General features: G+C 50.9%; 8 protein-coding genes. 1 reads left to right on the forward strand and 7 read right to left on the reverse strand.

The window, feature by feature from the left end:
- Positions 1-27: 27 nt before the first annotated feature.
- The 6 genes from ACZ5ZV_RS11340 to recG form a co-directional block, all read right to left on the reverse strand.
- A complete protein-coding gene (locus tag ACZ5ZV_RS11340) occupies positions 28-522 on the reverse strand; it encodes a CarD family transcriptional regulator (protein ID WP_347357796.1) in 495 nt (164 codons plus the stop codon).
- Positions 523-767: 245 nt separating this feature from the next.
- On the reverse strand, positions 768-2897 hold the full coding sequence (locus ACZ5ZV_RS11345) for a S8 family serine peptidase (protein ID WP_464117118.1): 2130 nt from the start codon (positions 2895-2897) through the stop codon (positions 768-770).
- Positions 2898-2979: 82 nt separating this feature from the next.
- On the reverse strand, positions 2980-3381 hold the full coding sequence (locus ACZ5ZV_RS11350) for a hypothetical protein (protein WP_464117119.1): 402 nt from the start codon (positions 3379-3381) through the stop codon (positions 2980-2982).
- Positions 3382-3471: 90 nt separating this feature from the next.
- On the reverse strand, positions 3472-6333 hold the full coding sequence (locus tag ACZ5ZV_RS11355; RefSeq protein WP_464117120.1) for an RCC1 domain-containing protein: 2862 nt from the start codon (positions 6331-6333) through the stop codon (positions 3472-3474).
- Positions 6334-6598: 265 nt separating this feature from the next.
- Positions 6599-9085, reverse strand: a complete 2487-nt coding sequence (locus ACZ5ZV_RS11360; protein ID WP_464117121.1) for a hypothetical protein — start codon at positions 9083-9085, stop codon at positions 6599-6601.
- A gap of 82 nt (positions 9086-9167) precedes the next feature.
- On the reverse strand, positions 9168-11255 hold the full coding sequence (gene recG, locus ACZ5ZV_RS11365) for an ATP-dependent DNA helicase RecG (protein WP_464117122.1): 2088 nt from the start codon (positions 11253-11255) through the stop codon (positions 9168-9170).
- 188 nt (positions 11256-11443) lie between these two features.
- On the opposite strand from recG, the gene ACZ5ZV_RS11370 reads away from it, so the two are divergent.
- Positions 11444-12388, forward strand: coding sequence for an HD-GYP domain-containing protein (locus ACZ5ZV_RS11370; protein ID WP_464117123.1), 945 nt, complete (start codon positions 11444-11446; stop codon positions 12386-12388).
- A gap of 12 nt (positions 12389-12400) precedes the next feature.
- Here the strand turns inward: ACZ5ZV_RS11370 and ACZ5ZV_RS11375 are convergent, their stop codons facing one another.
- A complete protein-coding gene (locus tag ACZ5ZV_RS11375; protein WP_464117124.1) occupies positions 12401-15883 on the reverse strand; it encodes an RCC1 domain-containing protein in 3483 nt (1160 codons plus the stop codon).
- Between the last annotated feature and the right edge of the window lie 56 nt (positions 15884-15939).

Below are 15939 nucleotides of genomic sequence, written 5' to 3' on the forward strand. Positions count from 1 at the left end.
GAATTTATTATGTTTTTTGGAAATCGTCTAGCCTGTAATGCCGAAGATGGCTTTAACTTCTTCCTCTTTGAAAAGCTCTTCTTGGCTGGTGGCCAAAGTGAGTTCTTTTAGAAGAAGCGTGCGCGCAGAGTCCAACATCTTGCGCTCACCGAAGGACAGCTCTTTGTCCGCTTTCAGCAGGAACAAATCGCGCAAAACTTCAGCAATCTCGAACACGGAGCCTGTTTTGATTTTCTCCATGTATTCACGATAACGGCGGTTCCAGGTCTGATTGTCGATCTTGATGTCTTTTTCTTTAAGGATTCCAACAACTCTGGAAGCTTCTGACTTGGAAATGATCGGACGAAGACCTGCGGACTTTACATTCGTCGTTGGGATCATGATTTTCAAACCCGTGTCTACCAACTGCATGTTATAGAACGTAGTTTTAGTTCCCAACATTTCCTTGGTTTCAATAGAAACCACTTTAACAACGCCATATCCAGGATAAACTGCATTATCACCGACATCAAACGTCTGCATTCACGAACCTCCCCAAGGATAAAAGGGACACATCCATTGATCTAAGCTTTAAGCTAGACTTTTGGACAGACTCACAACCTCGACTGTTCTATCAAATTTGACACGAGTTATCAAACAAGAGCAGTGCATTGGAAAGAATTTCAGAGTGTTTATCAAACTTTAAACAGCGCCCCCAAACGACAAAAGGCCCGGACACATCCGAGCCTTTTGCCTGTATTTTCATATACTTAAAGCACTATCTTCGACTATTTTGCCGTATAGACTAGAGCATAAGCTTGAGCGCCGTTTTTGCCCTGTGGAACCTTGAAGCCCTTTACTGTCAGCTTGTAAGTTCCAGCCGGCAGGTCCGACTTTTCGATCATCTCAAGATTGTTGATGTGATCGTTCATGCTCAAAGTTTGCCCATTTGGCATCGTCAGAACCAGATCCAGATCGTTCACCAACGCTTGCGCGGCATTGGCAGAACCCGGAGCATCTGTCCAAACAAGGTTCGCATACAGGCTGCCAGGATTTGCCAATGTGAATTCATAAGTCACCTCAGCACCTTGTGCAACACCTTGGCGATTGTCGATGAAGACTGTCCCCGCACCCAAGTTTGCGATGTTGGAAACATCCACACGACCATAACCTTCATCAGAGTTTGGACGACGAGTCAAAATCTCCTGCCCACGGGATGCACCCACCTCACCGTACTGACCTGGGAACATGTCCACCGCAGTGTGAAGCATAGTTGCTTTCATCAACGCCGCAGATGGAGTCGCGATGCCCATTTTTTCAACAAGAACCTGACGAGCGATCGCCGCAGCCCCCGCTGTCAGAGGAGTCGCCATGGAAGTTCCACCGGACCAAACGTAGTCTTTATTGTAAGCACCCCAAAGTGGCGAAGCATCCTTTTCTTGAGAGAACACACTCAGGATATTTGTGCCCGGAGCCACGATGTCTGGTTTCGTACGGCCATCTTGAGTCGGACCACGAGAAGAGAACATCGCGATACCATCAGCTTTATCTGAAATGTAAGAGCTGTAGATCGGCTCTGCGGGCCATTCATCCTTGGCTGCACGAAGTTGTTTAATAGGAACCTGGATCCCACCGGAAGAAGTCACGTTTTCAGAAGCGCCCACGGTCAGCACATTCTTCGCTGTGCCTGGAGAAGCCATGGAGTTCGCATCAATACGGCCGTCTTTGTTTTTATCCGCACCACTGTTTCCAGCCGCAAACAAAATCAGCATATCCGGGTTTGCGTAGGACCACTCATCCACCTGAATCGCAAAGTTGTCATAAGCACCGAAGGTACGCGCCCCACCCCAAGAGTTGGTGTGAATACGAGCGCCATCAGCATAAGCTTTTGCAAACAAATCCCCTAGTTTGGACGGAACACTCAAGTTCTTCATCATCGGAGACCACATGCCCTCAGCCACCATGTTGGCTTCATAAGCGCCGCCTTTAAGCAGACCTTTGGACGCTGTTCCGCGCCCCATAACCGAACCAGCCACGTGAGTTCCGTGACCCATTGGATCTGACCAGGATTTAGACCACAAACCAAACGGATAACCAGAGATCACAGCGCCAGCGAAATCCTGATGGATCGCGCCAGTGTTACCGGAATCCAAGCCTGTATCTGCCATGGAGACGGTCTGACCACGGCCTGTGTAACCCATGGCCCATGCAGCATCGAAGTTCATCAAGCGCGTGCCGGACTCATCACCTTTAAGATCTGTGTAATCGCCCGCTGCCGCCGCGGAAACATCGTCCGCCAAGTTCTGATCCATCGCAAAATGGAAGGATTCGATCACCGGAGCTGGTTGGATATGCTCTACCCCTGTCAAAGCCGCCACCGCTGGAACAAGCCCGCGAGGAATCAAGGCTGTGATATGTTTTCCATCCACAACTTGAACAGACACTTTAACATCCATTTTTTCAATTTTGGATGCGACCACTTCCACTTCATTGGCCTTGAACGTGTTCACAAGCACTGCGACCATGGAGTCTTTATTAAAGACGCTGGCAGGAGCGAAGTCCTTGCTGACCTTATATGTATTGGCGTACTTCACCACCGCCTGAACACCGGCATGGGAGTTTTTGAACTTCATCAAATCAGAATAAGTGCCACGAACCACCAAAGCATCATCGGGAAGATAACCGAAGACTTCGAACTGGGCTTTGAGAGCCGCCTTGTCTTTTTCGGTGACAGCTTTTTTGAACTGCACGATGTATTCCGTCGCACGGACTTCCATCGCCCAAGTCGCTGCATAAGTGCTAGAAAGTTTATTTGTATCCACAGCACCGGCATTGAGTTTCAAAACCGTGCCCGCTTGCGCTGCGCTGACAGAAAGAACCACAGTCGAAACTGCAAGACCCTTCACAAGATGTTTCATAATACCCCCTCTGATCACAAAATCAGATCACGACCGAAGTTCAGTCGCAAGGGGTACTTAGAATATTGATGCGGTGGGTGATTTAAAGTTGATGAGCCATCACTGCCAAAGACAAATTCCCCGCAGTGCGCCCCTTGGAATTCATGCCAAATTCCATCTCTTGATTATCTGGAGCAAATATCTGAGCCCGCTCAGTCAACTTCTGCTGCCCACGAACACGCTTTGTGACCGTCACATCCAGATACAATCCGTCTTTTTTATTCACCTGGGATTTGCGAGCATAGACTTCGACCAAAGTTTCATTTTGTCCGTCGTCAGAAAGTTCACTGACAAAGCTTTTTTTGCCGGATTTAGCCACAGTGTTCACAGAAATAGGTGCTGAACCCTTCAAGCCGACACGCATGTTCACCTTGTAGGCCGGAGCTGCCGCCCAAGAGTTCATAGAAAAGAAAATTGTTGCCGTTACTACGCTGAGAATCTTCATAAGAGCACATCCTTGTGATCTTTAAAAAGCATGACAAACAAAGATCCCGGATGCAACAGCAAAATGTTCGGTCGTTTTTCCGCGACGCTCTTAATCGGCGAAGATCACGCCACTGGAGTTCCCGCCCAAGCTGGAGTCTCCCCAAGTAACAACAGTCCCGTTGTCTTTCAGAGCTGCAAAGGCTCCCTCGGTGGCATAGACAGCCTTCACTCCCGAGGCAAGTTTAGAGGCGACTGCGACGGAACTACCACCGTATGCACTGTCACCCCAAGTGACAACGACACCGTCGGATCTGAGCGCGGCAAAAGCACGCGCCGAAGACGCGACTTCTTTGATGTAACTCAACGAAGAGCTGACGGATGACACGTCGGCCCCGGCGGCAGCGTCACCTGCTGTCTGTATCGAACCATTGTCCAACAAGAAGACTGTGGCTGCCAAATTGGTAAAGGCACGAATAAAACGATGTGAAAAATTCGTATTTAAAGTCGCGTTTCCAGCCCCGGTCGCACTGTCACCCCAGCTCACCACACTGCCGTCAGCCTTGTTGGCAAAGAAACCTTTCCCGGTCGAAGTGACTCTTAAAACATTCGACACCAAGGATGCGCTGACCGAAGAACTGTCGCCTCCATAAACAGGATCCCCCCAAGAAACAACAGCTCCCAAAGGTTTCACCACCGCAAAGGCCCGGTCTGACGGAATCACGCTGACAACTCCACTGTTCAGTGAAGCGGCAACAGACGAGGAATTTCCACCCGCCAAGGCATCACCCCAGGTCACCAGACTGCCATCATCCTGCAAGGCCGCAAATGCTCTTTTGTTAGAATAGATTTGGACAGTTTTTGAGCTCAGCGCCCCCAGCACTGCGGCACCATCCCCACCCGCACTCGCCTCACCCCAAGTAACAACACTTCCGTTGTCCTTTAACGCAGCAAAAGCCGTCTCTGAGGAATAAAGACGAATAACACCCGTCAACTGACCTGCCACAGAGGAGCTGTCCCCCCCGGAAGCCGCATGCCCCCAGGTCACAACTGTCCCGTTCGCTTTGAGTGCGGCAAAGCTTCGACTGTTCGCAAAGACAGCCTTCACTCCGGAGCTCAACAAGGCACTTGCCGCCCCCACATCTCCGCCATAATCAGAGGCTCCCCATGCGACCACAGAGCCATTGGATTTTAGAGCCGCAAAGGCACGCTCAGTATTATACAAATCTTTCACTCCAGAAGCGACCGCCGCACTTGAGAAGTTGGCGATTTCACCACCCCAACTCACCACGGAGCCATCTGTTCTTAAAGCGGCGAAGGCCTTTTTCGATGCAATAACTTTTTTCGTCGACTTATAGGGACCGCCGAGAGAGGCCGATATGGCACTGGTGTCACTGTCTAAGCCCCAAGATACAATCGTTCCGTCATCTTTTAAGGCATTAAAAGTACCATAGCTTGAAGTCACCTTGATCACTCCGGAAGCAAGTGACGGAGCCACCGCCGTGGCATCACCGCCGTAGGAGGCCGATCCGGAGACCAGAACGGAACCATCGGATTTGAGAACAGCATACCCTCCGCCACCAGTCACACTTGTCGCCACGCCATCGGCAGCAACCAGCTCTGTGGCTGCTCCCGTACTATTGCTGATATTATAAACAGCCCCGTTGCTTTTATAAGCTATCAGACGACTTCCCAAAGCTTCGATGTCTGAAACGCCTGACGCCAACTCAGGGGGCGAGGCCGAAAACGGAGTAAAGCCTCCCCAAATAAAGACGGAACCACTGGAACTCAGGGTTACAAAAGTACTGCCACCAGAGCATAAAATTTTACGATTGTTTTGAAGCTGAGCCAAATGCGCCGAGGGATCCCCACCCGCAGCCACTCGCCCCCAGGTGATCACCGAACCATCGGCTTTACGTCCTGCAAACGCTCCTTCATTATTCGCACAAAGCAGCTCGATAACCCCCGGCGGGGCCACTGCAGAGCCACCATAAGTTGAGTCCCCCCAGTGATAGATAGACCCATCAACACGCATGGCCGACCAGGCGATTCTTCGACCAGCTGCCGCGATGACTCCAGAGCCCGCAGAAGAAATTTGACTCGGAACCGAGCCCTCTCCATACAAACCACCCCACGCAACAGCGCTTCCATTGGCTTTCAATGCTAAAAAGCTATCCCTTGCCGCCATGAGCTTGTAGACACCACTATTGGCAGCCGTCGCTGAGCTTGGCGGATTTCCTCCCGTGTGAAAGTATCCCCAGCCAAAGACCGTCCCGTTACTTCTAAGACCTGAAAAGGCTTCTTCATTAGACACCATCGAAACGATATGCTGAGCAGAGGTCACTGAGGAGACGCCGCGTGAACTTCCCCAATTGACCAAAGTGCCGTTCGTTTTCAGAGCCGTAAATGCATTTTCGTAGTTGGCGCCGAGGACGGTTTGAACCCCGGACTTGATGGCATTCTGAGTGGCCGTATCCATCACCGTCACTGATGTATCCCAACCCCACGGAACAAAAGAGCCATCCCCCAGCAAAACTCCCGAAGTTCTTCGGGTATTGAAAATGTCTGCCACTTTGTAGATCTTCACGGGGATTGCAAAGGATCGCGAGTCCGTGATGCTGTTTCCGGCAGCGTCTTCATAGGTCACGTCCACATTAAAGCTTCCCGCCCCAACACCCGTCACATCAAGGTCAGCAGTCCACGTTCCAGCACTGCACGAAACCGTGTTATTAGCAGGATGATTCAAATAAATATCAGTCCCTTCATTATCACAAACACCACTGACAACAAAACTGCTGCTGTCTGCCACCGCGCTTGCCGCCACAGGAGAAGTGATCTCAATAAACGGAGCCACATTATCCACGGTGATCAAAAAAGGCGAGGCGGCCTGAACGCTTGATTTTCCATCGCTGCTTCTGGCAACTCCGGGAGCCACGCCGACACTGACCGTCCCATCTCCGGTGCAGTTGTACAACTCGACATAGTACCCCTCAGAACTATCAAAATAGACTTCACATGTGGCAGAACTGCCATTTACGCCGTCTCATTAACCAGGGACGCATCCAAAGAGCATCCTGCCAAAAACAAAAATAGCAGAGACCTCGACAGCTTGTGAAACGTTCTGGAGATTAAATGAGTCATGTCTCACTTATCGGTGTTTCGCGAGTGGGCCGGGAGAGCACAAAACAAAAAATGATAAAAATCTATGTCTCAGAATAAGACTCGATGGGGTTCAAACCTCATTTTGTCGCGATAACCCTGAGAATGGTTCGTGCCCCCAAATAGGCGTCGTTGTAGGTGTAGTTCAAGAGGACTTCAGAATCCCCCAAAACAATAAATTTTCTTTCGACCAACTCGGTTTCATACTCGCCTGCGATCTCGCCGGCCTCAACCCGTTGTCTGACACTTTCTACGATCACCCACGAACCGGGAGTTTCTCCCACGGTCACCACCGCATAATCATGATCCGGATCTTCTGTCAGATAATACGCCTGCCCGTTCACCCAACTGATGTCAATCGTCCCCGTCGGAGCCGTGGCTTGCAAAATCCAGGTTTGCCCTTGATCCACTGAGCGGAAGAAGTTCGCTCCTTCATAAACCCAAACATCCCCAGCGGGGCTGAATCTTAAACTGAATCTTAACGACCAATAATTGATATTACCAGGTCCACGCAGCACCTCGGTCCACGTTGCACCACCATCGGCAGAACGATGAACCGCTATGGTTCCATTGGCATTCACCCTTTCCATGATCATCAGGAATATGTTTCCCGAATTATCAACACTAAGACCCTTGGCACGAATCTCGTTCACTCCCCCGGGAAGCGTGAAGGTCTTTAGCAGATTCCACGAGGTCCCATCTGAGGTCTTTCTGAAATACACATTGGAACCGTCGTCAGAAACAAAATAAGTCTCGGTTGAGTCGTTGGTACCCAGGAACACGAGTCCACTGGTTCCTGCCATGGAAAAGACATCAGTCCACACACCGCCATCGACAGTACGCCGGATGATTTTATTCCCGTCACGGTCGCCAGCTGCATAGATTGCCCCATCGTGCCCTTGAAGCAGATCGTCGGCATTGATATAGCCACTCGACACAAATCTGTCTGAATCCTGCCATGTCACACCGTTGTCTGAACTTTTGGATATCAGCCAGGGCCACCCTCCATCCATGTCTCCGGTGTCCACGATGGCGTAAAGCTCCGTGGGTGAAGTGCGAATGACTTTTTCCATTGTGCTCCAGAAGGCCCACTGAAAACGCACATCTCCTGCCAAGCTCCATGTCGCACCGGCATCCGCAGACGAGGCCACGGTTGATTGATATCCCTGATCATTGTAAGAGAAGGCCAAAACCTTGTTGCTGGAAGGATGTGCCACCACCGTCAGACCGTAGGGATCTTTCGCATTACCAAACAAAGCATCCAGATCCACCGGTGTCCATGTGACGCCATCAGTGGAAGTAACAACTTTCCAATCGTTGGGATTAGAGCTGCGACTGCCTCCAGTGGCGATCAGAACCCCTGACGAGGTCACCGTCATCCCCTGTAAAAGATCGAGCCCTGAATAAACCTGCGACCAGGTCACCCCACCATCTGCGGTCTTATAAATCTTGCCACTTCCGGCAGAGCAGGAATAGTAGGCTGTGTTGTCATCAAGGACCCGCAAATTCCCTCTGAGTTCATAGTCGCCATAGTTCGTTACAGCGGGAAGTGTCGTCGCGGGTGTCCATCCCCAAACTCCCGCAGTCAACACACCCTTAAGAAAGTACATGTTATTCGCGACTCCGGATCGCCCCATCACGAACAACTCTCCTGATGGGGAAACACCCACTTGATACGCAGAGATCTCATTACCACCGGCCAGGGGCGCGCTGTGATAAATTGTCTGCCAAGTGACACCATCATCCTTACTTTCACGAATGGCCCATCCTTGGTCTCCGTACCCGACAGAATAAATAAATCCTGTCAGAGGCGAAACTGCAATGTCATAACAAACATAGTCTTCTCCAGCCACTTCCCACCAGGAATCCGATGTCGTCCAGGTTGTGCCGGCATCAGTAGAGCGTCGGATAAACCAAACCGAATTGGGATCCTGAGCCGTGCTGTTATAGGAGTAACCATAGCCACAGGCAAAGACCGTGTTGCCTTTTGCCACCATGGCCATGGCATGGGACTCACCATAATAGTGGACACCCATAAAATGATCCACACGACTCCAGGTCACACCGTCGTCTGTACTGCGATAGGTAGCCCAGCGTTCGCCGGAATTATCACTGGCCGTTGCTATTGCTAACACCGCCCCGGAAGACAGCCATACCGCATCTGAAATAAAATTCTGATCTTGTGCTGACTGAGGCATTTCAACTCTGCGAAACTCGCGAAAACCCCGGCGATGAACCGTGACTGCGAATTTTTTCCCAAGACTGTCGACAACTTCCAGAACCTCTTCAATCAACGGAGCATTCGGAGGAATCACATAGAGACCCGTCGTGATGTCAAGATAGCCGGAGGTTGAGGCACTATAAGTATAAGGAGGAATTCCCCCCAGTGGTTCGATGGTTTTTGAGGAGCCGACTTCCATCGTGATAGCCAGAGGGATGCGACCATCCCCCTCCACAGCGCCATTTGAAAGCTGATCTTTAATCAGGGAGGCGTCAAGAGAGCACCCTAGGCACAATGCCATACCAATAAAAACAAACAACCGATACGTCCAAGTGTTTTGCAGCATATCTCTTTATCGGCGTTCTGTGCTGCCTATTTTATAGGCCAAAACAATAAATACTCGTAATCCTGTCTCAGAACGAGATGGTCTACGCAATACCCGCCAGAGCTGCAGGCCCATGTTCACGCAGGAGTTCCTCTTTCAACCCCTGGTTTTCAAGATAAGACAACTTCGGATCTTTTCTCAGAACCTCAAAGGCCGCTTCACGAGCCTCTTGCAAGATGGCCATGTCACGCACCAGATTCGCCAGTTTGAATCCGGAAAGACCGGACTGTTTGGTGCCCATGAACTCGCCGGGACCGCGCATTTCAAGGTCGAACTCAGCGATCTTAAATCCATCCGAGGTTTTTTCCATCATCTCGGTGCGCTGCTTACCTTCTTCCGACACCGCATATCCCATGATCAGAATGCAGAAACTTTTATGTTCGCCCCGCCCGACCCGGCCGCGCAACTGGTGTAGCTGGGATAAACCAAAACGCTCGGCATGTTCGATAATCATGATATTGGCATTCGGCACATCCACGCCGACTTCGATCACCGTCGTGGACACCAGAACCTGAATTTCATGACGACGGAACTGATCCATGACCTGATCTTTTTCATCCGGTTTCATCTTTCCGTGCAACAGCCCGAACTTCACCTGTGGATAAAGTTGCTTGAGCTTTTCGTATTCAGAAACCGCATCTTTCAGATCAATCTTTTCGCTTTCTTCGACCAGAGGGTAAACGATGTAGGCTTGACGGCCTTTCTGCAGTTGTTCCAGCATAAACTGCAACGCCTGAGGTCGCTTGCTTTCAAATGTGGCCCTGGTCTGAATCGGACTGCGCCCGGCTGGCATCTCATCGATGATAGAAACATCCAGGTCACCATACACGGTCATCGCCAACGTTCTTGGGATCGGCGTTGCCGTCATCACCAAAAAGTGCGGCGAGTTTCCTTTGTTCTTCAGAACTCCGCGCTGTTCAACACCGAATCGATGTTGTTCGTCGATGATCACCAGCCCCAAATTACTAAATTGGACATCATCTTCGATCAGCGCGTGCGTACCAATGATCAAATCGATTTCACCGCTGCCAAGGGCTGCCAAAAGCTGCTTTTTTTCTGAAGCTTTGGTCTTCCCGACTAAAAGTCCCAGACGAATCCCCAAGGGTTCCAGAACTTTTTTGGCATTCTTAAAGTGCTGTTCTGCCAGGATTTCAGTCGGCGCCATCAAACAGGACTGATAACCACTTTCCGCGACATAAAGGGCCGCCATAAAGCTGACCAGTGTTTTTCCGCTTCCCACATCCCCTTGAACCATTCGATGCATGGGATGTCCACGCTCCAAATCTTTTTTGATCTCGCTGAAAACACGCTTCTGAGCCCCAGTCATTTCAAAAGGCAGCGACTGCGCCAGTGTTTTAAGCTTTTCGCCACTGTTTCTGATCTGTGGCGCCCCTTCTTTCTGGAAGCCCGCTTTTTTGGACGCCAGATAAAGTTCCAACCAGAAGAATTCATCAAAGATGATTCTTTTTTGTGCCGGTGTTTTAAACTCGGCATATTCCTTCGCCCTGTTCGGGTCCGGGAAGTGAATGTCTTTCAAGGCATCCTTGCGCGGAATCAGGTTGTACTTTTCCCGCATCCACTTGGGCAAAGCCTCTTCCGGCCATTCTTCAATCTGTGCAAAGGCCGAACGCACCAGCTTCATGATCTTGGCTGTCGCCAGACCTTCGATTTCTGTATACAGCGGAATCAAGGCGTCCTGTGCTTCTTCATCAGGCTCAACATCCTTGATGTCAGGATGGTGGAACTCGATGCGCCCGCGGTATTCGGTCACCTTGCCAACGACACGAACCTCGGTGAAGGGCTTAAAGCGCTCGAAGTAACCTTTGTAGGGTACACGGAAGTATTTGCAGTGAATCTGGCCCGAGGCATCCCGCAAAACCACGTCATACATCTTCCGCGCGGAGCGGCCCATGTTTATGCTATGAACCGCCACCACGGTGGCTTTGATACTGACAATATCGTCGGGACGAAGGCTTGCGATATTCCGAGCCGCCCGCTGATCTTCATAGGCCCGGGGATAAAACTCAAAAAGATCCCCAAGAGTCTTTAGACCCTTACGGGAAAACAGATCCCCCAGTTTGGGACCCACTCCTTTAAGATATTGAATCTCGGTATTCAAACGCAACGCCATGGCCTCCGATTATTTCTGATTCCGACGACAAGTCAATGGATGCATCCCTGTGACATCGGGCTTTCTGCAGTCTCGGATTGGCACGTTGTGAGAGAGTCTCGACCCACCCTGCTCTAGACCAAAGCCCGAGACCATTGTTTATTGCGGATTTAGTTCCATCACCCCTGGTTCCATGGCAGAATTTTTCTATGGATTCAACGACTTACTTCCGCATTCGCCTCAGCACGATACGCCCAGATAAAGTCACCTCTTTTGATATCTTCATCTACGTCGATGGCAAACACATCCTGTACCTGAGAGCCGGCGACAAGCTGGGGTCAGGTAAAATCAAAACCCTGCACAACCGTGACACTGGGGATTCCTTCTTTGTGCGCATGGAAGACAAACAAATCTATCGTGACTGGGTGAAAGAGGAAATGAACTCCGACCTTCTGAATCCCTTCGACAAAGCCAAGATCCTACGCGAATCCTCAGTCGCCTTGATGGAAGATCTTTTTGAAAATCCTGATGTCAACCGTGCCCTGGACGAATCCCGTCCGATCATCACCGACTTTATTGAGCTGATGGAAAATGCTCCAGAAGCCATGGGCTTTATGATCTCGTTATCAGGACACGACTTCTATACTTACAATCACTCTTTGGACGTCAGCATTTATTCTTTGGGACTGGGAAAGGCCCTGGGCTATGATGCCAAAACGTTAGAGGAACTGGGGGTCGGCGCCCTTTTTCACGATATCGGAAAACGCAGCGTCAGCCTGGATATTCTGTGCAAAAAAGGCGGCCTGTCCGATGCTGAATGGGAGCAGATGAAAATGCACCCTCAGTATGGCCTGGTGATTTTGAACAATCACCCCAACATCAGCGATGCGATCAAGGCGGCCTGCTTTGAGCATCATGAATCCTGGGCCGGTAACGGTTATCCCCAGCAGTTGGTCGCTGACGAGATCCATCCTTTCGCGCGGATTGTGGCCATCACGGACACCTATGACGCCATGACCACACAAAGATCTTACAACGTCCCGCTGACTCCGGTGGATGCCGTCACCATGATGAAGGAAAAGCTGGCGGGCCGCTATGATCCTGACATGCTCAAGGCCATGTATTCTGTCCTTTTCAAAATCAAAGTTGCCTAAGGATGTCTGACCTTACGGCGCGGTTACTGGCCGCGCTGTACTGTTGACGGGGCTGCTTCCCAGACCGAGCTTATCAAGGTCCGCCTCAAAATTGGCGTTCCCTCCCCAACATTTCAGCTCGTCGGCCTCTGTAACTCCGCAGGTGTAAGTATGCCCCGCCGAGATCATTTTATAGCGAGCACCGTCAGAAATATCCACGGGAGAACTGCTGTTTATGTTGGTTCCATTCCCCAACTGCCCGTGGGTATTACTGCCCCAGCACTGCACAGTTCCAGCAACAGTGATTGCGCACGTGTGTGAATAGCCAGCATCGATCATTTTGTAAGTGGTTGCTCCGACAATTGCGGTGGGGACGTAGCGGCCGATCAAAGTTCCATCCCCCAATTCTCCGATGGAATTTTGCCCCCAACATTTCACCAGGTCTGCCGTTGTGATACCACAGGTGTGGAATCCACCACTTGAAACAACTTTGAAATCATCACTGCCACTGACTGCGGTCGGAACAGTTTTGTGCGTTCCCAACCCAGCCGTGCCGTCACCCAACTGCCCTGCTGTGTTACCACCCCAGCAATAAGCTTTTCCCGCAGTATTTAGGGCACAGGTGTGAATCCCACCCGCACTGACTTGTTGATAGAGTTCTGCACCAACGACAGCCGGTCCATTTTGACTGCTTAAAGACCCAATTCCAAGCTGACCCATGTAATTCGCACCCCAGCACCGGATATACCCCTGCGAGTCCACCCCACAACTATGACTGTTACCAACTTCCAACGACGCAAACAAATGATTATCTTTGACCGGCACGGGTTTATATCTTGTCGTTGATGTTCCGTCCCCAATCAGACCGTCGCCGGTAGACGCCCCCCAGCACTTCGCCAGTCCATTTTCCAATAATCCGCAAGAGTGGTACTGCGAAGTGGCCACCGCTTTGTAGGTGTCAGCCCCCTCCACTGCGACAGGCGCACCGCGATTGCTGGTCAATCCATCACCGATCTGATTGAATACATTGCTACCCCAACAATAGGCTTTTCCTTGAGTCGAAACACCGCATGTTGTGTCCCTCCCCGCCCAAACGCTTTTAAACTTTTCAGAGGTCAATACTCGCTGTGGGGTCAAGGCTCTAAAACTATCACCGCGATTATAATTGATGTTTCGTCCCCAGCACTTTGGCACTCCTGCCACGGTGATCCCACAGCCCACCTGAGGTCCCGTGGCAATAAATGCGTACTGATCCTCATCACTCGTCAGTGTTGGCACCTGGACCGCCGTGGGACTATTTTCTTTACCGAGGTTTCCACCTTGATCATATCCCCAACAGCGAATTCTTTTATCCTGCCGCCCGATACCACAGGTATACTGCCAATTCGCTGAAATGCGATCGTACAGATCCCCTCCACTGACCTCGATGGGCGTTGCGGAATCAGGACGGCCCCCCGCCCCTAGATTGCCACCATTCCCCCAGCACTTGGCTTTACCGGCTTCAGTAATCCCGCAAGTGAAGTCTTTACCCGCAGTCACAACAGAGTATCTGTCAGCGTCCAGTAGCGGCGTGGGAGTTATGCGATCCGTAGAGGTTCCATCCCCCAGCTGCGAAGTTCCATTTTCACCCCAGCATCGCACAAAGCCGCCAGTTGTAATGCCACAGGAATGGTACTGGCCCGCAGTCACCATTGAGTATGTTTCCGCGCCACTAACCAGCGTGGGGCTGTAACCGAAAGTACTGCCCCAACACTTAACAGCTCCGGCGGTCGTCACTGCACATGTATGTGATATCGAGGATGCGACCATTGTATATTTCGCAGTGTCGTTCACGGCCGTCGGCACCAATCGATTCGTCCCCGTGCCGTCGCCCAGCTTGCCACCTAAGTTTTGCCCCCAACACTGCAAATCACCACTCAGAAGGACAGCACAAGTGTGATCTTGCCCCACGCTGACGTAACTATAAAGACCACCACCGGCAACCAAACTTGGCGCTGTTCGATCTATCAGCGTGCCATCGCCCAACTGTCCCGCAGCGTTTGTACCCCAGCATTTTAATTGTCCATTATCGAATAACATACAGCTTTGCGCGAACCCCGCACTGATCTGCACCACCGAGGGCGACTCTTCATCACGAACAAACCTTCTTATGATCTGATATTTCCCCATCCGAGTTCTTAAGCCCGGCCCAGATAAATCCACAATGGCAACCTGGAGGATCTTCGATCCGCCTGCAGCAGCATCCCCTTTATAGGTGTATTGAATCATCCCACTCTTTTGACCTTTAGGAATAACCAAAGTCCCCGTTGCGGGCAGATTGTGATGCGCAGGATTTTGTGCCGTGGATGAAACACCCGACAAAGCATACTTGACCGTGACATCCACGGCTGCAGGTTGATTCAGGACCACCTCAATTTGCTGAGTGCTCGCGGAGTTTCCTTCCAAGACCATATCCGACGGCTTCGTGAACGACGCCAAGATTCGGCTGGCGGGGAAGACTCCGTCCTTGCGATAGAAATACCACAGGTGCTCTTGCGTCCCGGCCGCCATGGTGTATTCGATACGCAGTTGGTTGATTCCATATTTGAATCGGGTCCCACTTGTTAAATCCAAAGGGATCACAAAACGATTGTCCCCGCAGACGACGGAGGGGGCCTGGAACTCTCCAGAAACATCCTTGACCTGAACGGTGGCACCATTTTCAGAGCAGTACCCCTGAAGACTGAAGGCCGCCAGTTCGTTGTCATAATAGCCGACGAAAGGGGCATTATAAATTCGCAGATCCCCTGAGCGCTCTTCGCGTCCCTCGTGAAAAGAAGCAAAGGCCTTTACATCGTCGAAGACCATGCCGTTCCCGCCCCCTACGATGACCGGCACCGAGTCCGCCGCTGCTGGCACTGAAACCTGACTGCGTTCCGCCAGTTTCACAGAATTCAAGTAAGCAGACACAACACCGGTGCTTTGATCCACCTCACAGCCAACATAGTTCACTGCCAACCACGGGTATCCCGACAATTCAAAAGAAGGAGTCGCAAGATTCGCGGCGGATCCGACAATGACCTTAAAAGTCCCACCTGAGTACTGAAAAAAGCAACCAATCATTTCGCTTGTGGCCGCCTTAAAGTAAGGCAAGAGGTAAAAGACCTGATCCTGAGATCCATCCATTCTAACGGAAGTCTCAATATAAGTTTTGGCAAGGTCAGCAAAAGCCACGGGATTGTTAGGAGCCGCCACCACGAGCCCGGAGTTTTCAGCTACATTCAGCTCTTGATTTATCAGGAAGGATTCCCCCAACGGAGAACTCATCCATTTTGTATTGGAGATCAGAGGCTCGTCAGAACGATTGAAGTCGTCTTGGAAAAGTGGCGTGATTTTATCTATCGGAAAGGTTCCCAGGGGAAGATCTTCAACCTCCCGTTTAGACAAAAGGTCTTCCAGATCAGCATCCAAGGTGCAACCCGACGCCAACAGCGCCATGATAATCCAAAGAACTAAAGGTGACCTCAAACGCTCCAAGTGTACTCCTAAGGACAGACCCTCATACTTTTCGGTTTCTTCACTTGTGCCCTGAA

This window comes from Bdellovibrio sp. HAGR004, assembly GCF_055397015.1.

Excerpts from the sequence above, each read along its gene's own strand:
- ACZ5ZV_RS11350 (WP_464117119.1), bottom strand. The coding sequence starts at position 3,381 with ATGAAGATTCTCAGCGTAGTAACGGCAACAATTTTCTTTTCTATGAAC.
- ACZ5ZV_RS11370 (WP_464117123.1), top strand. The coding sequence starts at position 11,444 with ATGGATTCAACGACTTACTTCCGCATTCGCCTCAGCACGATACGCCCA.
- recG (WP_464117122.1), bottom strand. The coding sequence starts at position 11,255 with ATGGCGTTGCGTTTGAATACCGAGATTCAATATCTTAAAGGAGTGGGT.
- ACZ5ZV_RS11360 (WP_464117121.1), bottom strand. The coding sequence starts at position 9,085 with ATGCTGCAAAACACTTGGACGTATCGGTTGTTTGTTTTTATTGGTATG.
- ACZ5ZV_RS11340 (WP_347357796.1), bottom strand. The coding sequence starts at position 522 with ATGCAGACGTTTGATGTCGGTGATAATGCAGTTTATCCTGGATATGGC.
- ACZ5ZV_RS11345 (WP_464117118.1), bottom strand. The coding sequence starts at position 2,897 with ATGAAACATCTTGTGAAGGGTCTTGCAGTTTCGACTGTGGTTCTTTCT.